The sequence below is a fragment of the Mycobacterium sp. genome, from assembly GCF_965230835.1.
Lineage (GTDB): Bacteria > Actinomycetota > Actinomycetes > Mycobacteriales > Mycobacteriaceae > Mycobacterium.
Window position 1 is genome coordinate 4,522,998 of record NZ_CBDDLW010000002.1, and the last position, 19,351, is coordinate 4,542,348.

A 19,351-nucleotide genomic window follows, 5' to 3' on the forward strand; every position below is an offset into this window, starting at 1 on the left:
ATAAATGCGGGGGATTCCGCAGCTCGGGTTGCCTAGCGCAGCTACGCCGCGTCGGGTCTTACACCGTCTACGCCGCCGGGGTTCAGCCCTGCCCGGTTTAAAACCACCTGCGCCGCGTTTCGATCCCTGTCCGCGACTGTGCCGCACGTGGCACAGGTGTAGATGCGTTGCGACAGCGGCAGGCGGTGCGTGGCTCTTGCCCCGCACTGTCCGCAGTCGGTGCTGGTGTACTTCGGGTCCACCATCACAACACAACGGCCATGCTTGCCCGCCATGTTCACAAGTTCTGTTTTCGCGATACGGATACCCGCATCGGCGGCCTTACGCGCCATCGTCGACTTCGCCAAAAACTTTGGCTTGAAGTCCTCGACTGCTACCGCATCGAAATCATTGACCAGGTTTTTCGCCCACATTCGTGCGTCCTGCTGGCGTTGACGCGCAACCTTCTTGTGCGCCTTGGCCGCCAACCTTTTAGCCGCCCGGTAGCGCCGACTACCTGGCTTCCCTTTTCCGGGGCGCCGTCGCGCCATGGCCCGCTGATAGCGGGCCAGCTTGTCGGATCCGGTTTTACCGTGCTGCGGGTGCGCCAAATCATGCTCAGCGCTGGTGGTGGTAGCTATAGCCTTCACACCCCAGTCGATACCAACTACCCGGCCCGTGACTGGTAGCGGCTCGGCTTGGGCTTTCACCACAAACGAGGCATACCAGTGCCCCAGACTGTCGCGGTAGACGCGCACACTCGACGGCGCAGTAGGCAGCTCCCGCGACCACACCGGCCGCACCACAACACCTTTCGCCAAAAACAGCACCCGGTCTACGAGCCGGAAGGCGTTGCGGTTGTAGTTGAGGGTGGGCGCGGCGAGTTGCTTCTTCTTGAATGTGGGGAATCCAGCACGGGCTCGCATCGGCAGCCGGTTCCGGATGTCCTTGAGCGCTTTTGCCCGCGATTTCGCGAAGTCACGCACGGTTTGTTGATGCGGTACCGCCGATCCAGCGGCCAGCCAATCCTGCTGTTGGCGCCAGCCAGTTAGTTGCTTGTCGAGTTCCGCGTATCCGCAGGTCTGGCCTGCCTGATGCGCTTTTTTCGATTCTGCGACACACTGGTTCCACACCCAGCGGCAGCGATCCCACTCGACCAGGAGAGCCTTTTCGGCGACGCCCGACATGCGCAGCCGGTAGGTGTAGCGGGCTTTGCCGCTACCCGCATCCTCACCAGCCCCGGCACTCATACCAGTCACGATAGTGCCGGGCACCGACAAGCGGCGGCCACGCCGCGACCCCAGGCAGTGGCCACCCCGGAAACAAAATTGATGCGCTCCATCCCCGCACTAAAGATGCGGGGCTTTCCCGCGCTACGAATTTTCGGGTAATGAGTGTGGATGTCGATCATTCCGGGCATGACCCATTGCCCACTGGCTTCGATGACCTCTGCACCCACGCTGTCCAGCGGTGCCGAGCTGATCGTTTCGACATGCCCATCGCGCAACCCGATATTGCGGATCCCCGACGCACTACCCATGCCGTCAAACCATCGCCCGCCGGTGATCACGGTGTCGTAATGCATGATCCACTCCTCTGGTCGCACCGAAGCGGGGCGCGCGCCAACCTGCAATTCAGCGACGGCGGCCGCCCCTCCGGCTACGACCCTACAATACTTCACACATGTATGGTCAATACCCGCTCGGATTCTCCGAAACTGCGCAGCGAGTAGCCCCAGCACCGCGCACCAATCGCCCCTGATCCACCACAGGCCATGTCCGATCCCGCAACCGACGAGCCGCGGCAGCCGCTGAACGACATCACGAAGAAGATCAACATACATTTATATTTTATTGTATGGTCTTCGAGACAGCCCCGATCCGACCGAGGAGGCATCGAACCCATGACTTCCAGTGGAGCCGGCCGCCCGTTTCGATCCAGCCTCGACTTGACCGACCCCGACGTTCTCGTTGACGGAATCCCGATTCACGAATTCGCCGAACTACGCAAGACCGCACCGGTGTCGTGGATCGCGCAGCGGTCGGCCGAAGCGCAGTCGCACGACGATGCCGAGGCGAGCGGCAGCTCGGTGTTCGGCGACGACGGCTACTGGGCAATTAGCAGACACGACGACATCAAAGCCATCTCCCGCAACAGCCAGCTATGGTCGAACAACGCCCAGGGCGCCATAATGCGGCTTCCCGAAGGGACAACGCCCGAACAATTGGAACTGACCAAAGCGCTGCTCATCAACCACGACCCGCCGGAGCACACTCGGCTGCGCAAACTGATCAGCCGGCTATTCACGCCTAGGGCAGTTGCCGCGATAGAACGCAAGCTTGCGCAGGCCGCACATCGGATCGTTCGCGATGCCGCCGACAAGGGGACCGGCAACTTCGTCGACGACATCGCGATGAACCTTCCGCTGCAGGCAATCGCCGACTTGATCGGCGTCCCAGAGGCCGACCGGGTCCAGTTGTACAACTGGACCAACACCATAATGAACACCGACGACCCCGACTTCGACGGCGATGCGGTGGCCGCCAACGCCGAACTGGTGAGCTACGCCTACACCATGGCCGAGCAGCGTCGTCGATGCCCTGCTGACGATATCGTGACCCGGCTGATACAACCTGACGCAGACGGAGACGTGCTCGAGGAAACCGAATTCGCGTTCTTCGTCATTTTGCTCGCGGTTGCCGGCAACGAGACCACTCGAAACGCGATGACACACGGCATGAACGCATTCTTCGACCGCCCAGATCAGTGGGCGCTATTCAAAGAACAGCGACCGGTTACAGCCATCGATGAGATCATCCGCTGGGCGACGCCCATCCATTGCATGCAGCGAACCGCCTTGGCCGACACGAGCGTCGGAAACGTGCCGATCCGAAAAGGCCAGCGAGTTGGCCTTTTCTACAGTTCGGCCAACTACGACGACAGAGTGTTCGACAACCCGTTCAAGTTCAATATCCTACGTAACCCCAACCCGCACTTAGCTTTCGGCGGATCTGGCGCCCACTACTGCATCGGCGCCAACCTTGCCCGCATGGAGATTAGGCTGATCTTCGACGCCATCGCCGATACCATCCCCGACATTGCCAAACTTTCCGAGCCGCGACGGCTTCGATCGGGATGGCTCAACGGCGTCAAAGAGCTCAAGGTTTCCTACTGCGGTTAACGCCCCACAAGAGGGCACGCCGATCCACGACCCTTCTCGCCGGTAACGCAACGTGTCGCCCCCGGCCGCACCGAATACCCGATTTCTTGGCCATCCATAATTAGATAGGTGTATGGTGTAACAATGCTCTCCAGCGACCCCGCCAGTTCCCAAAGTGCGGTTGACGTCGACACTGCCGACTTAGTAGCTGCACCGTTCGACGATGCCGATGACGTCATTCGGGATGCCCTCGACGAACTCAGTGTGCCGGCTCTCATGATGTCGATGGTCCATATGGCAGGCGGAATCGAGGTTCTACACGGCTTGCCGCATCCAGACATGATGGTCGCCAATGAGCTGCAGGGAACGATGAGCGCCGAGGCCATGGCGATTGTGCGCGAGCGGGCTTTTGCGGTGGTCCGCGAATACCGCGACCGGGGGTGTCCGCCACCATTTGAGCCCGATGAAGCCCAACTCCGCGAGATGGTCTCCGCATTGACCGGAGGAGATGTCGGCGATGAATACGTGGCTCAGATCGCCGCAGACCTGAATCTGGGCGGCTCCGATTCGGACCTGGCCGATATGCAGTCAGCGGTCGGTGATCGACAGCAATATCCGGTCATCGTGATCGGTTGTGGCGAATCAGGCCTATTGGCCGGCATCCGACTCAAGCAGGCCGGCATCCCGTTCACTATCGTAGAAAGGCAAAGTGGCGTCGGTGGAACCTGGCGGTCTAACACCTATCCAGGTGTGCGCGTTGACATCGCCAATCACTACTATTCGTACTCGTTTGAACCCAACGACCATTGGACGCATTTTTTCTCCGAGGGTCCCGACATCTTGAAGTATCTGTCCGATGTCATGGATCGGCACGAAATCGAACCCCACGTGCACTTCGACACCGAGGTTATCGCCGCGGCCTGGGACGACAACTCGCATACGTGGGCCGTCGACATTCGCACTGCCGACGGCGCCAGACAAACCCTTACCGCGCGTGCGTTAATCTGCGCGGTCGGCCAGTTCAGCCAGCCGGTGATCCCCGATATTGCTGGTCGCGAAGACTTCTCCGGCCCGGCATTTCACACCGCTGCCTGGAACCACGACGTCGACCTGGCCGACAAACACATCGCCGTAATCGGTGCGGGCGCCAGCGGTTTTCAACTGGTGCCCGCCATCGCGCCAAGCGTTGCGAAGGTCACCGTGTACCAACGGACTGCACAGTGGATGTTCCCCAACCCGCACTACCACGAGACGATCGGCTCGGGAACTCAGTGGGCACTGCGCCACCTGCCGTTCTATGCCCGCTGGCTACGGTTCGTGCTGTGGTGGCCCATCAATGATGGTGCCATCGACTGTGTGCGCATCGATCCCAACTGGACCGATCACGATAATTCGGTGAGCCAGCTCAACGCCAACCTGCGCGATGTGTTCCTGGCCTGGATCACCTCTCAAATACATGAACCCGGACTCGCCGAGAAAGTAACGCCGGACTACCCAGTACTAGGAAAACGAGTACTCCAAGACAACGGCACCTGGTTGGCCGCGCTGCAACGCGACAACGTCGAACTTGTCTGCGAAGGCATCGACCGCATCAACACCGACGGAATCACCACGGTCGACGGCGTCTCGCGTCGCGCCGACATCCTGGTATGGGTGGCTGGTCCCCGATATCGGGTCCACCTGGAATTAGAGCCAGGTTGTTGTTGATCTGGATTTTAGTTGATGTCGCAGGCTATGGGGTGATGGGTGTGGCTGCATTGGGCAGCGTATTCGGCCGGAGTGCGATAACCCAGCGATGAGTGGCGGTGGCGGTGGTTGTGCTCGTGTTTGAAATCGCTGATCACCACCTTGGCTTCGAGCAGGTCAGTCCAGTAGTTGCGGTTCAGACACTCCTTTCGTAAGCGGCTGTTAAAGGATTCAATGTAGGGGTTTTTCCAGGGCTGACCTGGGGGGATATAGGTCAGCCCGACTTTTCCGTCGCAAAACTGCTGCAACGCTTGAGAAATCAGCTCCGGCCCGTTGTCCATGCGCAGCACCGTGGGCGGACCCCCGGCAGTGGTGAACACTCGCTCGAGCTCGTCGACCAGCGCCTCGGCGGTGATGGAGCGTGCGGTCATGTCCAGCAGCGACTCGCGAGTGTGCTCATCGAGCATCGAGGCGATCTTGACCGACCTGCCGTCGATAGTGGAGTCAAACTGAAAATCCAGCGCCCACACCACCTTGGGGGCATCGGCGATGATCGGCGGCACTGAGGGCACACCACCACGTTTGCGTGGGGAGCGGACGGCGACTTGCAGTCCCTCTTGGCGCCACAGCCGGTGGATCTTCTTCTTGTTGACCTGGTGATGCTCGTCGTAGCGCAACGCCGACCACGCACGGCGAAACCCGTGACAGGGGTGTTTGCGGGCGTAGGAACGCAGCCAGGCCCGCAGATCGGCATCCGGGTCCGCCGGGGTCTGGTCGATACGGACACGTCGGTAGGTTGAGCGGGCCAGCCCAACCGCTTGGCACGCCAACCGTTCTGAGATGCCCTTGACTTCTGTGAGCATGTCCACGGCGCGGCGTTTGGCGGCTGGGCTCAAAATTTTCCCTTGGCCACCTCACGTAGGGCGTCTTTGACGAGCTCGGCCTCGGCCAACAGCCGTTTGAGCCGCCCGTTTTGCTCGCGCAGTTCCTTGAGCTCGCGGGCCGCATCGAGATCCATTCCCCCGTAGGCTCGGCGCCAGTTGTACAGGGTGGCCGCCGATACCCCCAGCTCGGCAGCGATCTGCTCACCGGAGCTGCCGCCGGCGGCCAGCTCATCAGCTCGGCGCAGCTTGCGCACAATGTCTTCGGCGGCATACCTCTTACGACCAGCCATTTCCTTGTCCCTTCCAGCCCACGTTTAGGGCCACGAGACTCTAAAACAAGCTGGACTCATTCACGGGGAACACGCCATGGGCAACCGGATTCGACGTCAATCATCAACTCGGTACTCTAAAGATCACCGGCGCACGAGGCCACGACCTCAACGCGATCTGGGACGACGATCCAGCCGCCTACCTCGGGATCACCGTCCCCGGATTCCCCAACTTCTTCTGCATGTACGGCCCCGGAACCAACGCCGTCAACGGCGTCAGCATCATCTATATGTCGGAGTGCCAAATGCATTACATCATGGGGTGTCTCGACATCCTGATCGCGCAGAACCTGGCATCCCTGGAACCACGGGCCCACGTGCACGACGACTATCGCAAGCGAAGTCGAGAAACCGCCAACCAAATGGTCTACGCCCATCCATCGGTGCGCAGCTACTACAAGAATTCGACCGGATCCACACCAACGCTATTTCCCTTTCGGGTCGTCGACTACTGGCACTGGACCAGAAAACCCAACGCCGACGACTTCGAACTTCACCAGCGCTAGCGCAGTAGCACAGACAGCAGATTGCCGCTGCGAACACACCGCTTCGATTACGCTCCAACCTGTAGAACCAACGGTGCCATGACGAGCGCCCCAGACCCAGCGTCGCGCTACCTTCGGCAAGCCGAAACGCCCTGGTTGACAACAGAATCCAGCGAACACAGACTGGCGCGCGGATAGTATTCGCCCATGATGGCGGCCGTCTGCTCGGGTGTGGCATTGAGCGGGACATTCTGAATAGCTGGACCGAAATCGCTGTTCGGCAGCAGGTTTCGCAACAGCAGAAAGTGATTGCCCAGATACTCGGTCGACAACGGTACGAAGTTCGCCTCTGGCACGCCAGTGATTTCTGACCGTTGCGCTGCTGTGCCGACGATATAGGTGTAATACCCCTCGGAGTCCAGTTTCGTTTGCTCATCGTTGCGACAGCCATAGTCGACAGAGCCATTGGCCATTCGGTTTCGCGTCAGCGGTGCTGGAAAGATAGATGGGTAGCTGCACATTGAGAAGTACCGCACGTCTACGCCGGGCCGCGGCCACGGCGTCGGGTGATCACCGGCAGGGTGGATTGGGGCTTTACCCCGCACGACGAGAACCTGTCCGGCCGGAGGCGGGGCAAAGAGGTACTTGACATATGCATTGTCTACGTTGGCAAACGCCGACATGCCGCCTGCATTGATGCGAGCAAATCCGCTGTCAGGATCGCGGTCCGGCAGCGGTTTCCCTGCTCTAGGAAGACGTTTTATGGCTGCACCGAAATTTTTGTCCTGGTTGGTGCACGATGCGAATGTTTGTGTACCGGTCGGGGAGCTGACGGTGACTTTAGGCAGATCGACGGCGGCCGGATCACCGCCCGGCTTGTAGACCCGGAAGATGAGGAATCCGTCGCGTTCTTCTTCAGTGCCGGCGGGCGCCAGCGGCAGCGCATTGACCACATCCGGACTGGGGTGCGGACCGACGTTGATCGTGTAGGAACCACCCGGTGGGCCCGCCTGGCGCCATGGGTTGACGTTGTCAGGGTTGGGTTCTATCTGATAGTCGGCGATCGACGAGGTTATGCCGTTGGTCGAAAAGCTCCGAAACCGTGAGTCGTAGGTATTGAACGAGAAGTAGCGCGCGTCGGGGAAGTGCCCCTCGATCTTGAGTGACAGTCCAGGCTTCACCCGGTATCGCCGCGTCCAATAGGCCGCAGCCGTGTCTGGCGCGGCCACGTTGAGGTCGTCGAGCGTATGTTTGGACAGCTCCATATTCCATCCGCACTCCGCAGCTATTGCCAAGGTCCGTTGGTCGTCTGGCGCGCAAGCTAGCGGCAGGGTAGCTCCCCACATCGCGCACAACAACACCAATACCACCCGAATACCGGCATACGGCGGCCTGTGCATGCGCCGATCACCACCATTCCTGCTTGTCATGCAATCAATGACCTCCTGACGCAGTCGGACTCTAGAGGCGCCATCTACATATTGTCAAGCTACTTGACTATATTAGCGCTTCGGGCAGCATTCATCGCAGCGACGCGATACTGGTGGGTGCTAATGTGCACAACTAGACATAATTTGGATAATGTCTGACCGTAGGTACGCGAGCCGGGAGGGGCGGCTATGGGTGCTCACAACCCGCAACTGCTCGACATCGCTCTACCTCACGTTCGCATGCGCGCGCTTTGTTGGGGCCCCACAGACGGACGGCTTGCACTGTGCCTACACGGTTTTCCCGATAGCGCCCACGGCTGGCGGCTATTGGGCCCAATGTTGGCCCAGCACGGTATGCGGGTCGTCGCCCCGTTCACACGCGGCTACTGGCCGACGGAACTACCGGACGATGGCGACTACCACATGGGCGCATTAATGGCCGACGCACTGGCGCTACATAGACACTTCAATGGCGGCGATGACGCAATCCTGATCGGTCACGACTGGGGAGCATGGACCACCAACGCCATTGCGGCGCTCCCGAAGTCACCTTTTGGCACCCATATATCCCTTGCCCTGCCGCCGGTACGCGCTATCGATCCCTCGGTCCACCCCCTGGGCCGGCGGCTCATTATGGCCGCAATCCAATTGCGAATGAGCTGGTACATCCCGTTCTTTCAGATCCCCGCCCTACCGCTGATGGCGCTCGCTGAAACTGCCCAGTGTTGCTCATCGAAAGTGCTCACCGTGTGGCACCGCTGTTGAGGGCGACCCTCCTTGAATGCTGGTTGTTGTCAACGATGCCAGCAAACAGTTTTAGGAGGGCCGCTTTCTCATGCTTACACGAGAGGACGAGATGGAAATTCACGCATTACGGAAACGCGGGTGGTCAATCTCAGCGATCGCGCGCCACTCCGGACGCAACCGCCGCACGGTACGCAACTATTTGAATGGTGTGACCAGCCCGGGTACACGCAAACCCGCCGGTGAGGACGCTTTCGACCCGTTCGTTGATTACGTGTCCGCGCGCCTGGTTGAAGATCCGCATCTGTGGGCGCGCACCTTGTTCGATGAGTTGGAGGAGTTGGGGTTTGCGTTGGCGTATTCGACGTTGACCCGCAACATCCGCGATCGCGGGTTACGTCCGGTCTGCTCAGCGTGCCGCACGGTCACCGATCGGCCCAACGCTATCATCGCCCATCCTGCTGGTGAGGAAACTCAATGGGACTGGCTGGATTTGCCGAATCCACCGCAGTCGTGGGGGTGGGGTAAAACCGCGCATCTGCTGGTGGGTTCGCTGTCGCATTCGGGCAAGTGGCGTGCGGCGCTATCACCGTCGACCGATCAGGGGCATCTGGTGGCCTCTGTTGATCGTGTGGTGCGCGCTTTGGGTGGTGTCACCAGGTCGTGGCGGTTTGACCGGATGGCCACGGTGTGTGATCCCGGATCAGGCAGGGTCCGTGCATCGTTTGCCGGGGTGGCCAAACACTACGGGGTTGTGCTGTCGATATGTCCTGCACGGCGCGGTAACCGTAAAGGTGTTGTGGAAAAAATCAACCACACCGCCGCGCAACGGTGGTGGCGCACCCTGGCCGACGAAGTGTCGGTCGAGCAGGCCCAAGCCGATGTGGACCGCTTCGCCCGTGTACGCGGCGATACCCGTATCCGCGCCACCGCCAACGGGCGTTCTTCGGTCGCCACTGTCGCCGACAACGAACCCCTGTCTGCGCCACCGCCAACGCCGTACCCGGTGATCATCACCGCAACACGTACCGCCTCTCGCCAAGCCCTGGTCGACTACCGGGGTAACCGCTACTCGGTACCACCAGAGCTGGCCGCAGCGACGGTAGTGATCTCTCACCCCGTGGGCGCTGAATTCACCGATATCGCCACCACCAGCGGGATCGTGATCGCCCGGCACCGGTTAGCTGCCGACGGACTCGGCGTCACCGTCCGCGACGGCGGTCATGTCATCGCACTCGAACATGCGGCTATGGCCGCAGCCAGCTCGCAACGTCCACATCGACGCAAAGAACGCATCCCACCAGGGGAATCATCACGCGCAGCAGCCCACGAACTGCGTCGACGCCACGGCATCACACACACCAACGCCCTCACCGACACCACGGTGAACGGGTCGGGCAAAACCGATCCCACCATCATCGACATGTCGGTCTACGAACAAGCCGCACACGACAGGAACACTCTGACATGACCACCATCACCACCGCCGATACCGCACCGAACACCGCTGATGCCGCGAGCTGCTATCAGCGGCTACGCGGTCATCTGAGCACGTTAGGGCTCGACGCTGCCGCCCAAGCACTACCCACAGTGATCGACAATGCCACCCATCACCACCTGACGTTGACCACCGCTCTCGAACAGCTACTGGCCATCGAAGTAGACGCTGCCCAAGCACGTAAGCTGGCCAGCCGGCTACGGTCAGCGTGTCTGCCCACCCCCGCATCATTGGACAACTTCGATATCGACGCCGCAGCCGGGATCGACGCGAACCTGCTCACAGAACTCGCGACATGCCGCTACCTGCAAACAGCGACCAACATTTTGTTGATCGGGCCACCAGGTACCGGAAAGACCCATCTTGGAGTCGGATTAGCACGCGCGGCTGTCCACGCAGGGTATCGCACCTACTTCACCACAGCAGTAGATCTAGCCGCCCGCTGTCACCGCGCGGCCATCGAAGGCCGCTGGAGCGCCACCATGCGGTTCTACGCCGGGCCGACCCTACTCATCATCGACGAATTGGGCTATCTTCCGCTACCCAGTGAGGCCGCTGCCGCCCTGTTTCAAGTTGTCTCCCAACGGTATCTGAAGACATCAATCATCATCACCACCAACCGGTCAGTCAGCTCATGGGGCGAAATACTCGGAGACAACACCATCGCCGCCGCGCTTCTGGACCGACTCCTGCATCGATCTGTCGTCATCAACCTCGACGGAGAATCCTACCGACTACGTGACCACCAAACAGAAGCCAGCAAACTCCGACAAGTAGCAAGCATTGTCCACCAACTACACTAAGAACCAGTCACACGGTGAGCACTTTCACCGAGCAACTCTGAGCACTTTCGGCGAGCCCCATCACCGCAGCGGGTTCTGCAGCACGTGATTCCAAAACTCCGGCGCGACTGGTCACCAACCAGCGCCGATGTGTCGCTTGGCGTGACTGATGCCCTAAGCGCCCTGCCAAGCCTCGCGCACCGCACCGCAGCTATCGCCTACTACCGTTCGATGTTCCGGCCGGGCAGACCGGCCGCGACCTACACCGAGTTGCACCGCTATCGGCTCCGGCTGCCCGCCGCGCCGCTGCTGATACTGCACGGCGAACAAGATGGTGCGATGCAGGTTGGTTATACCCGCGACATCATCACCACGCTACCTGCGGGCAGCCGATTGGAGATCGTGAAGAGCGCTGGTCATTTTCTCCAGATCGACCAGCCGGGCGCCGTCTGCAAGGCCATCCTCAAATACCTGGCGGACACAACGAGCGCCGACGGATAACCGGAGCCGATCCGCCGTGGGCAGGGAGGCCGTCACGGAATCACCAAAATCTTGCCGTGATCCTTGGGATCGGCCAGGGCCCTAAACGCCTCGTCGACCCGGTCCAGCCCCACTTCGCCCGTGATGAGTGGTTCTACGTCGATCACCCCGTCTGCGATCGCCCGTAACGCGGCTTTGAACTCATCGGGTTCATAGGCGAATACGAAGGACAGATCGATCTGCTTGGCGATACCAAAGAATGGGCGAATGAAGTCCTGTTCCATGCAGACGCCCGCGACGATCACCCTCGCACCGAATGGCGCCTGCCGCAGCACATCGTCAAGAACGCCGGGGGCACCCACAGCTTCGAACACCACTGCGCCGGATACGACGTCGAACGGTGATTCCTCGCGCGGATCAACCGTCACGTGCGCACCCATCTGGGCAGCAAGCCCGCGCCGAAACGGTGATCGGTTGACAGCGACTATGTGCTCAATGCCCCGAAGCCGAAGCACGGCAACGATTGCCAGGCCGATCGGTCCGCAACCCAAAACGACGGCGTTTTCACCGGGCTGGATCCCTGATCTGTTGACGGCGTGCACCGCCACCGCAACGGGCTCGGTGAAGGCGGCACGGCGAGCGTCGACTCCACGCGGCACCGACACCAGCAATGGCGCCGACAACAACATCTGCTCGGCATAGCCTCCGACGATATGGTTGGTGTAGAAGATAGGCGTCACACTGTTCGCTGAAATCAGCGCCGGAATAGAGGTAACCAGCGTTCCCGCGGGCGGGGCGGCCGTGTCAGGCCCTGCCTCAAGTACCTCACCACAGAATTCGTGCCCCATGAACACATCTCGAGAAAGACATCTCACGAAGTTAAAAGTCAAGCCACGAGCGAGGGAGGAGGTGGAAAGGCTAGATGTTCGGTGTAGTGCTGGCCGGTTTGCAGGCAGTGGTGGAGTTGGCCGAGGAATTTGTTGAACAGATGTCGTTGGGCTTGGTGGTTCCAGTCTCCTGCGGCGCGGCGGGTGTCGTAGTGGCGACGGGCGCCCGGCGAGGCGCGCAGCGATGCCAAAGCCCAGATGGGACCCACGGCGGCCAGGCGCCGGTTCTTGATATGGCGGTGCAACACGAGGGTTTTCTTGCCGCTGGCGCGGGTGATCGGCGCGGCTCCGGCGAATGCTTTCAGTCCGCGGGCGTCGGTGAAGCGGGCGCGGTCATCACCGATCTCGGCGAGTACCCGGGCACCGGCCAGGTTCCCCAGTCCGGGGAAGCTGGTGATGATCGTGGAGTCCGGGTGCTGCTCAAAATGGGCGGTTGCCGCCTCGGCGAGATCAGCAGCAGTGGTGCAGGCAGCCTCGAACTGACCCAGCAGCCCTGCCAATTGGATACCCATCGCGTTCTCCACGACCGGTGGTTGGTGCAGGTAGGTGTCGGTGAACACCTCCCGCAACCGTTCGATGTCACGGTCGAGATGGCGGCGGCGGCCGGCCTTGGCCAGCAGTCGGCGCAGTCGGGCCGGGGTCAGCTTGGTCGCCTGGGTGGGGGTTGGTGCAGCAGCCAAGATGGTGCGCGCATCTCGACGAGCCAGCCCGCCCTCGGGCAGGTCGGCGAACGCGGTGATGGCCGCCGGGTAGAAATCTTTGAGCACATCGCGAATCTGGTTGCCGATGTGTTGACGTGCCCATACCGCGTCTTGCTGAGCGCGGGCCAGCACCCGGATCGCCTGGGCCAACTCGGTGTCGGCGGGCAATGGGCGGTGCGCGCCGGGGTCGGTGCGCACAATATTGGCCAGCAGCACCGCGTCGGCACCATCGGATTTGGCCCCCGACACCGCATACCGTGCCCGATACCGCGAAGCCGCCAACGGGTTGATCGGATAAATCACCCGGCCAGTTTCTCGCAGCGCCGCCACCCACAGGCCACGATCAGTTTCCATCCCCACTGGTATCGGATCAGCGGCACTGTCACCGGCCTCAGCCAGCAACGTCAACAGCTGCGCGAACCCGGCCGCATCATTGCCCAGCCGTGCACGGGCTACCACCCTCCCGTCGTCATCAACCACAGCAACATCGTGATGCTCAGTAGCCCAGTCGATTCCACAAAACAAGCCCAAGACGTCCTCACTTTTTCGTCGGTGGATGGTTGCGCCGTTACCGGTGGACTCACGCGGCGCCCTAATCGCGGGACTCCAAGGTCCGTCATCTCACTAGCCGTCCGTGACTCCAGCACATCGCAGGACTTCGTTCTGTCGAAGAGCTCAAGGCTCGAGAACAACCATCAGGAAGTCACCCCTGCGACGGGCTCGGGCAACGGAATCTCACCACCAACCCGACAAGACCTGCCGCCAGACGCGCCGCTCTTTCTCAAGTCGTCGAACGACGGGAACACCAGACGTCACCTGACGGCAGATCCCGCAAGAAACAGGCCCCGGTCACCAACACCCGGACCGGTAACCAATCCCTACTAAACGATTAGGTCGACGGCGAACTGACCGGGCGGCAGACCTTTCATTTCTGCGCCTAGACGCATGACCTCTCGACCATGCTGGGCGAAATGGACATCAGAACCGCATATCCCGCAAGCCCGCACAGCAACCAGCACCTGCCCGGACCCCGGTATCGGTTGCTCGACCTCGGTGGACAACACCATGTGGCCGTCCCGCAAAACTGAGGCACGCATCACGAGCCCCGGCGGGCTAGCGAAGCGCGCGCCGCCAACCTTCGAGCGCGACCGACAATCTGTTCAAACCGCATGGACGCTCCTGCAACGGCACCAACGTACAGTTCTTAACGCTTGCATACGGAGCATACATGCTTCACTTTCCGTATGGCCGCAGGAATACTGGCGGCAGCTGGGACGCATCGCCCGCGCGCCGCCGACGGGTGCGTGCGGACGGCAATTGCATGACAGCTATCAGATAGGGGCCCGTATCGCCATTACGTATCGTCACTGTGACGTTTTGTCGGATAGACGCCGCCCGGACACACTAGCCCGTCTCACATCCCTAGGGGAGAGATTCCGCGAGAATGAGAGGGCACACAGATGCCGACGGCAACATCATGACGCATTGAAGTGCCGCCGAGGCCATAACCGTGTTCGTGCGCCAGCGCGCGCCGTTCCGGCCATAGGATCGGTCCATGCGAGATCGAGAGGTGAGCGGCAACAGGCTATGCCTATCCGACCCGGCGCGGCGGCGCGCACGAGCGACTGGGGCCCGCAGCGCCCACCGCCGCAATTGAACCGCGGCCGGACCAGCGGGCGGCGGATCAAAACAGCCACGGCCGACCATGCGCATGTCTGACCCGGAGAAGCTGCAGCCGTCGCCCATTCTCGTGCAGTATCTCGCCGCACTATGCGTATTGAACTGGGGCGCCCTCGCGGTCAACGTCGACGTGACGTCGGGCAACACACCAGAAGACGCACTCGCGGAGCAACCGCACGATGTGGACGTCACTATTACCGTGGACACACCCGATGGCATCCACGCATTTAAAGGTTTCGAAGTCAGGCATTGGTCAAATCCGCTCGATGCCGCTGACATAGACGTGCTGGTCGCGAAGTTCAATGACATGCCCGAAATTGCGCATCGCGCAATCGTATCGTCATCTGGCTTTACCGAAACCGCCATCGGGAATGCAACGCACCATAACGTCGAACTTTTCACTTTTGCGCCATGGGACCGCCCCATCTCCGAACACTTTTATTTTCTCGCGAGTATGAAAACGGCGGACCGGAACTTAATAAACGACAACTTTATATACCTTCAGTGGAACAATGCAGAAGCCTGGGTCGGCACAAATTCGCCTCCCATGAACTTCCAACCGAATGAACCACTCTACGACGCAAATGGTAATTCGCATCCAGAATACTCCACCTATTCAGCATATGGTGAAGCACTTTTACTGCGTTCAAGCAATGCGCTCGCGTCCGTAAAGCCCATCCGCGACATGGCGCTACCTCTCATTGAAGCGCTATCCGACCGAAGGCCCGACCCCCTGGAACCCCAGTGGCACTGGGGCTATACGGCCGATTGCATTGGCGACGCGGTCTACTTCACCGTACCCGATGGAGAGCTATACCAAATTGAAACGCTAACGATCTACGGGATGCTGCAATGGAAACGAACGCCGGTAATCTATTCGGCACTCGAAGGAGTGCCGAACGGTGAACTTTTTTCAGGTGCCATCATCGCACCCAGCAGCACAGAAGGTCGAATGTCGTTAATAGCATTCCCGGCGATTGATCGCGAATTGTCATTCGGACAAATCCAACTGCAACCGAAACACCTGGACAGCATTCGAGACCTCAACATTGCAATTAGTCAAGAATAGCGGGAGAGCGGGGCCTTACCTTTTCGTCACCGTGACGAAAGGAACAGATGCAGCCCAGGAGGGGACCGTTGAGCGAACTAGGGCCTATCGCGGCCAACGAGTCCGCAGATTCACGCCTCCAATAGTTACCACCGAACCAAGAAGGGGAATATTCAGAATGCCGTGGCGAACAGCCCTGACGATCAGAATTCGTCACAGTGACGTAATGGTCGGCAAATTCGCGCCCCGGGACACAAACCGAAACAGGGGCGCGGAATCAACTCACGTCCGGGCAAGCCCACCAGCACCGCGCGACAGGATTAAGGCTTTCCACGGGACCGGGCACGGCAAACCAGTCACCGCCAAACGGGTGCCGCCCGCCCTCTCCGGCTTCCTCCCTTATGCCGATAAGCAACATTATGTCAGTTTAAAGTCAGCAACTTACATCTGCCGGTGCAGCCGAGATCCGGCCGACATGTTGCGCCGAGATTGGTTGGCAGTACGAAGTTTTCATCGAGTTGGATGCGTCTATGCCCGCCTCCAGGCCTTCTCGGATCTCTCTTGGGCCTGGTGGTGACGCGCGTCTTCTGCTTCGCTCTGCGCGCTGCTGGCCAGCGATGTGTCTACGCAGTCCAACTCCTCCAAATGTTGCCGCGAGCTTAGAGCGTTCGGCCCAACCGCTGTACAAAGCTCGCAAGTGCCGGACGAATCCCGCTCAGTACATGGCAGCTAGTGCGGCGTCGAGGGTGGCCTTTGTCGTGGTTGGCCACGCCAAGATCGCGCAATGCTTTGCCGAGAGGCATCTGCTGAGGCTCCGGCCGCGCATTGTTGCAGTCGCAACCTGGCGTGGCTTGCCTTCACCGGATTGGTTCGACCGTCACGCGGACCCACGATTGCGGCGCTTCGGTGGATCAACTGACCTGGCACGACCGCCAGATGGTGGTGAAACACCCGCAATCGATTCTTTCAACAAACCACCTGGTGTATTGAACGAGTATTCCACCGTGTTGGCTACACGCACCCTAAAGGCAACGAGCCCGGAGCACGACGTCATCGCGGACAAGAAAACCCGAGCCCGTAAGTTTCGTTATGAATTCACCGAGCTTCCCAGCGATACACAGATCATTGGAAGAACCGGTGCGGTTCGCCCCAGTACGGAGGCGCAAAAGTGTCAGCCCCATACCACCTCCTACGTTGGCGCGAGCGTGGGAGCGCTTATTGAGAGCACCGAACCGCTACTACCACAAACGTGGACCGGTTCCCTCCAGCAGGACGCGCTCACCGGTAACGAACACAACGCCGCCGGTGATCAAAATTGATCTTGTCAACCTCGGTAGTTCTTCCCGTCGACATCAAGTGCTACGTCGAAACCCGTTAAGTAACGCCTCGTCGCAATTAACAAACGATACGCCCGCGTCGACTATCGATCGTATTGGCACGATATTCGTAGCGCTTCTAGCGCGGGAGCTGTTGTGCACCGCCGACCACGACTCAGGCCGTTGTCAACCTAGCCTTCATGCGCGAGCGCGACGCGTTCGTCTTCCGCGTCCATTATCATGTCCGGCTTTTTCACTTCAATGACAATTTTGGAATAAATCAATCGGCGAAGCAAAAGCAGTTGAGCCGGATTAATTCTAGACTGCAACTCATCCAGCGTAGGAGCATCCTTGAGCAGTTCAACCAGCTCCGATGGCTGGTCGCGTTCGAGCGCCCGCTCGGAAACCAGTTCGCCGTCGATGATCTTTTCAAATCGAAGACATCTGACTGCTCGTCGCAGCGGCGTAGGGACGGCATCAGCATAGAGTTCAGGACTTTCCCAGTAGTTGGCCAACGCCTTCCTGACATCGTCTGCAATCGGATATTGGGGCGGTGGATAGACACCCTTCAGCCCCGGAACGTCGAGCCCCCATCCGGGTCGAATATTAACCTCATCCGAAATGCGAACCCGCGTTTCCGCAGTACACAGTCCGTCTAACGCTGCTACGACCGCCGCCTGATATGGCCCTTTTGTGTCGAGGTCATTCTCATCACCGCTTCCCTCTGTCATCACATGAAGCAGGTCAGTGATAAACGCCGTATTCAATAGAGAGCGGAAGGTAGAAGACGGCAAAAGCGAAGTCTTCCTGCTGGTGGGCCGCTCGGACCAGTAGACGCCATTTTCGAAATTTCTCGCTATTTCGTGATACCACTGATCGATCGCCAAACCAGTGGTCTGAGCAAGCGCACGCCAACCTTCATCATAGTCACGCCACAAATCACGAATATTGTTGTCGACTCCAACGCGCTCCGATTTGAACGTTTCAGCCACCAACAAGGCGGCGGCGATAGCCTGCGATGCCGCGAATGAAACACCGGACGAAAAGAGAGGATCCACAAAAAAAGAAGCGTCTCCGATTGAAATCCAACGATCCTCGTGTGAGCAAAATTCTTCGCTAATTCGAGAATAATTTGTCGTCGTCAACATATCATGTATCGGTTGCGCCCCAGCTGTTAGTTGACCGATACCAGGAATCGTAGATATGACCTGCATAAATGTTTCCACATCACTCAGTTCTACCTTCTTGATGTATTCTGGATTTGTTACAATTCCGACCGAGTGAACGACTTGTCTGACCCCTTCTACCGTTGAAGGTATTGGTATGTACCAGACCCACCCACCCTCAAAGACGTAGCAGCCAACTGCAGATACTTCAAGCTGGTTGAAGATATTCCACTCTTCGTCAAGATCTTGAATTGGAACACAGTGCTGAAAGTGATTCCAAACTGCAATATTCTTGTAGTTTGACAGCCATTCCCTCTTACCCCGCTGAACCATGTAGCTAGCGTTGCGCCCCGATGCATCGAGAAGGATATCCGCCCTGATCGACGATCCATCGGACAGATCAGCCAGCCATTGACCATTTTCGCGTACTGCCCGCGTGACGCTGACACCTTGTCGGACATAGGCGCCCAGACTCGCAGCGTGCTCAATCAGTATAGTGTCGAATTCCGCCCGGTTTACATGGATGGACCATCTCAGCGATTTGTCCTCTTCCCATTGGGCATGCTCAAACATTGAAATAAATAGAGAAGCATTAGGGTTCCAGTGGAACGTGCCACCGTACTTTTCAATATAGCAATCGCTTTCCAGGACCGCAGCCAGAGCACCACTTTGCTCAAGGACCGGTATCAATGGGTGGCCCATCGATTCGCCGATGTGCTCCCGGGGGAAATTGGCGGCCTCAACAATGGTTACTTGCGCATCAGGAAGGTGTTTTTTAACCATCGCGGCTGCGGTGGATCCCGCTGGCCCACCGCCAACGATAAGGACCGACCGGGGAAACTCACTACTAGATAAGGGCACCGTATCACCGTCCATTCCGAGGGGTTGGATTAGCTTCGAGTCATACCGCTGAATTTGCTAAACCCTATTAGTCAGTTACATATCACAGCGTATTGCCGCAAACTCCGTCAGCGCGAACGATACGAACACACTTTGGGCTGGACATGACACGCGCATCGTATCTCCTGGCGCGAGAAAAGAACGTAAGCGTATACGCGTATCTATGCGTACAGATCCCCACGCCTACTTCTCGGCC

Annotated in this window: 16 protein-coding genes and 2 pseudogenes; 9 read left to right on the top strand and 9 right to left on the bottom strand. The window is 59.4% G+C overall.

Annotated features, from left to right (window positions below):
• Window positions 1–41: 41 nt before the first annotated feature.
• The 3 genes and pseudogenes from ACO07W_RS20690 to ACO07W_RS20700 all read right to left on the bottom strand — a co-directional run bounded on the left by ACO07W_RS20690 (window position 42) and on the right by ACO07W_RS20700 (window position 1,818).
• Window positions 42–1,229 carry an RNA-guided endonuclease InsQ/TnpB family protein gene (locus tag ACO07W_RS20690; RefSeq protein WP_421841682.1) on the bottom strand — a complete coding sequence of 396 codons (1,188 nt, stop codon included), beginning with the start codon at window positions 1,227–1,229 and terminating at the stop codon, window positions 42–44.
• A gap of 137 nt (window positions 1,230–1,366) precedes the next feature.
• A pseudogene (locus ACO07W_RS20695) lies at window positions 1,367–1,564 on the bottom strand (hypothetical protein); the annotation flags it as partial.
• Window positions 1,565–1,656: 92 nt separating this feature from the next.
• Window positions 1,657–1,818: a hypothetical protein gene (locus ACO07W_RS20700; RefSeq protein WP_421845469.1), complete on the bottom strand. Its 162-nt coding sequence runs from the start codon at window positions 1,816–1,818 to the stop codon at window positions 1,657–1,659.
• A 64-nt stretch (window positions 1,819–1,882) separates the two neighbouring features.
• On the opposite strand from ACO07W_RS20700, the gene ACO07W_RS20705 reads away from it, so the two are divergent.
• The gene (locus ACO07W_RS20705; protein ID WP_421845470.1) at window positions 1,883–3,160 is read left to right on the top strand and encodes a cytochrome P450; all 1,278 of its coding nucleotides are present in this window, start codon (window positions 1,883–1,885) and stop codon (window positions 3,158–3,160) included.
• A 123-nt stretch (window positions 3,161–3,283) separates the two neighbouring features.
• On the top strand, window positions 3,284–4,846 hold the full coding sequence (locus ACO07W_RS20710) for a flavin-containing monooxygenase (RefSeq protein ID WP_421845471.1): 1,563 nt from the start codon (window positions 3,284–3,286) through the stop codon (window positions 4,844–4,846).
• An 8-nt stretch (window positions 4,847–4,854) separates the two neighbouring features.
• On the opposite strand, the gene ACO07W_RS20715 is transcribed toward ACO07W_RS20710, so the two are convergent.
• A protein-coding gene (locus ACO07W_RS20715; RefSeq protein ID WP_421840069.1) for an IS3 family transposase occupies window positions 4,855–5,999 on the bottom strand; the annotation gives its coding sequence in 2 pieces (ribosomal slippage) (window positions 4,855–5,732 and window positions 5,732–5,999; 1,146 coding nt in all).
• Window positions 6,000–6,220: 221 nt separating this feature from the next.
• Between ACO07W_RS20715 and ACO07W_RS20720 the strand changes: the two genes are divergently transcribed.
• Entirely contained in the window at window positions 6,221–6,544 is a 324-nt protein-coding gene (locus tag ACO07W_RS20720) for a hypothetical protein (RefSeq protein WP_421845472.1), read from the top strand.
• A gap of 107 nt (window positions 6,545–6,651) precedes the next feature.
• On the opposite strand, the gene ACO07W_RS20725 is transcribed toward ACO07W_RS20720, so the two are convergent.
• The gene (locus tag ACO07W_RS20725; protein ID WP_421845473.1) at window positions 6,652–7,923 is read right to left on the bottom strand and encodes a hypothetical protein; all 1,272 of its coding nucleotides are present in this window, start codon (window positions 7,921–7,923) and stop codon (window positions 6,652–6,654) included.
• A gap of 270 nt (window positions 7,924–8,193) precedes the next feature.
• On the opposite strand from ACO07W_RS20725, the gene ACO07W_RS20730 reads away from it, so the two are divergent.
• The 4 genes from ACO07W_RS20730 to ACO07W_RS20745 all read left to right on the top strand — a co-directional run bounded on the left by ACO07W_RS20730 (window position 8,194) and on the right by ACO07W_RS20745 (window position 11,478).
• Window positions 8,194–8,718 (top strand): alpha/beta fold hydrolase, encoded by a 525-nt coding sequence (locus ACO07W_RS20730; protein WP_421845474.1) that lies wholly within the window; start codon window positions 8,194–8,196, stop codon window positions 8,716–8,718.
• Between the two features lie 70 nt (window positions 8,719–8,788).
• Window positions 8,789–10,168 carry an IS21/IS408/IS1162 family transposase gene (locus tag ACO07W_RS20735; RefSeq protein ID WP_421845475.1) on the top strand — a complete coding sequence of 460 codons (1,380 nt, stop codon included), beginning with the start codon at window positions 8,789–8,791 and terminating at the stop codon, window positions 10,166–10,168.
• Entirely contained in the window at window positions 10,165–10,998 is an 834-nt protein-coding gene (istB, locus tag ACO07W_RS20740) for an IS21-like element helper ATPase IstB (RefSeq protein ID WP_421845476.1), read from the top strand. The genes ACO07W_RS20735 and istB overlap by 4 nt, the downstream gene beginning before the upstream one ends.
• A 129-nt stretch (window positions 10,999–11,127) precedes the next feature.
• Entirely contained in the window at window positions 11,128–11,478 is a 351-nt protein-coding gene (locus tag ACO07W_RS20745) for an alpha/beta fold hydrolase (protein WP_421845477.1), read from the top strand.
• Between the two features lie 32 nt (window positions 11,479–11,510).
• On the opposite strand, the pseudogene ACO07W_RS20750 reads toward ACO07W_RS20745, so the two are convergent.
• The 3 genes and pseudogenes from ACO07W_RS20750 to ACO07W_RS20760 form a co-directional block, all read right to left on the bottom strand.
• Window positions 11,511–12,323: pseudogene (locus ACO07W_RS20750) on the bottom strand (zinc-binding dehydrogenase); the annotation flags it as partial.
• 20 nt (window positions 12,324–12,343) lie between these two features.
• On the bottom strand, window positions 12,344–13,570 hold the full coding sequence (locus ACO07W_RS20755) for an IS110 family transposase (RefSeq protein ID WP_421845748.1): 1,227 nt from the start codon (window positions 13,568–13,570) through the stop codon (window positions 12,344–12,346).
• A gap of 356 nt (window positions 13,571–13,926) precedes the next feature.
• A complete protein-coding gene (locus ACO07W_RS20760) occupies window positions 13,927–14,142 on the bottom strand; it encodes an alcohol dehydrogenase catalytic domain-containing protein (protein WP_421845478.1) in 216 nt (71 codons plus the stop codon).
• Window positions 14,143–14,756: 614 nt separating this feature from the next.
• Between ACO07W_RS20760 and ACO07W_RS20765 the strand changes: the two genes are divergently transcribed.
• Together ACO07W_RS20765 and ACO07W_RS20770 are read left to right on the top strand one after the other, a co-directional pair.
• Window positions 14,757–15,794 (top strand): hypothetical protein, encoded by a 1,038-nt coding sequence (locus tag ACO07W_RS20765; RefSeq protein WP_421845479.1) that lies wholly within the window; start codon window positions 14,757–14,759, stop codon window positions 15,792–15,794.
• 725 nt (window positions 15,795–16,519) lie between these two features.
• Window positions 16,520–17,092 (top strand): hypothetical protein, encoded by a 573-nt coding sequence (locus tag ACO07W_RS20770; RefSeq protein ID WP_421845480.1) that lies wholly within the window; start codon window positions 16,520–16,522, stop codon window positions 17,090–17,092.
• Window positions 17,093–17,280: 188 nt separating this feature from the next.
• Here ACO07W_RS20770 and ACO07W_RS20775 read toward each other — a convergent pair whose 3' ends face one another.
• Complete coding sequence (locus ACO07W_RS20775) at window positions 17,281–19,116, bottom strand: NAD(P)/FAD-dependent oxidoreductase (protein ID WP_421845481.1); 1,836 nt, start codon at window positions 19,114–19,116, stop codon at window positions 17,281–17,283.
• Window positions 19,117–19,351: the final 235 nt, after the last annotated feature.

Bases quoted from the DNA above. Each gene is read 5' to 3' on its own strand.
- ACO07W_RS20720 (WP_421845472.1), top strand. From the start codon at position 6,221: ATGTACGGCCCCGGAACCAACGCCGTCAACGGCGTCAGCATCATCTAT.
- ACO07W_RS20690 (WP_421841682.1), bottom strand. From the start codon at position 1,229: ATGAGTGCCGGGGCTGGTGAGGATGCGGGTAGCGGCAAAGCCCGCTAC.
- ACO07W_RS20700 (WP_421845469.1), bottom strand. From the start codon at position 1,818: ATGTTGATCTTCTTCGTGATGTCGTTCAGCGGCTGCCGCGGCTCGTCG.
- ACO07W_RS20765 (WP_421845479.1), top strand. From the start codon at position 14,757: ATGTCTGACCCGGAGAAGCTGCAGCCGTCGCCCATTCTCGTGCAGTAT.
- ACO07W_RS20710 (WP_421845471.1), top strand. From the start codon at position 3,284: ATGCTCTCCAGCGACCCCGCCAGTTCCCAAAGTGCGGTTGACGTCGAC.
- istB (WP_421845476.1), top strand. From the start codon at position 10,165: ATGACCACCATCACCACCGCCGATACCGCACCGAACACCGCTGATGCC.
- ACO07W_RS20730 (WP_421845474.1), top strand. From the start codon at position 8,194: ATGCGCGCGCTTTGTTGGGGCCCCACAGACGGACGGCTTGCACTGTGC.
- ACO07W_RS20735 (WP_421845475.1), top strand. From the start codon at position 8,789: ATGCTTACACGAGAGGACGAGATGGAAATTCACGCATTACGGAAACGC.
- ACO07W_RS20760 (WP_421845478.1), bottom strand. From the start codon at position 14,142: ATGCGTGCCTCAGTTTTGCGGGACGGCCACATGGTGTTGTCCACCGAG.
- ACO07W_RS20725 (WP_421845473.1), bottom strand. From the start codon at position 7,923: ATGCACAGGCCGCCGTATGCCGGTATTCGGGTGGTATTGGTGTTGTTG.
- ACO07W_RS20705 (WP_421845470.1), top strand. From the start codon at position 1,883: ATGACTTCCAGTGGAGCCGGCCGCCCGTTTCGATCCAGCCTCGACTTG.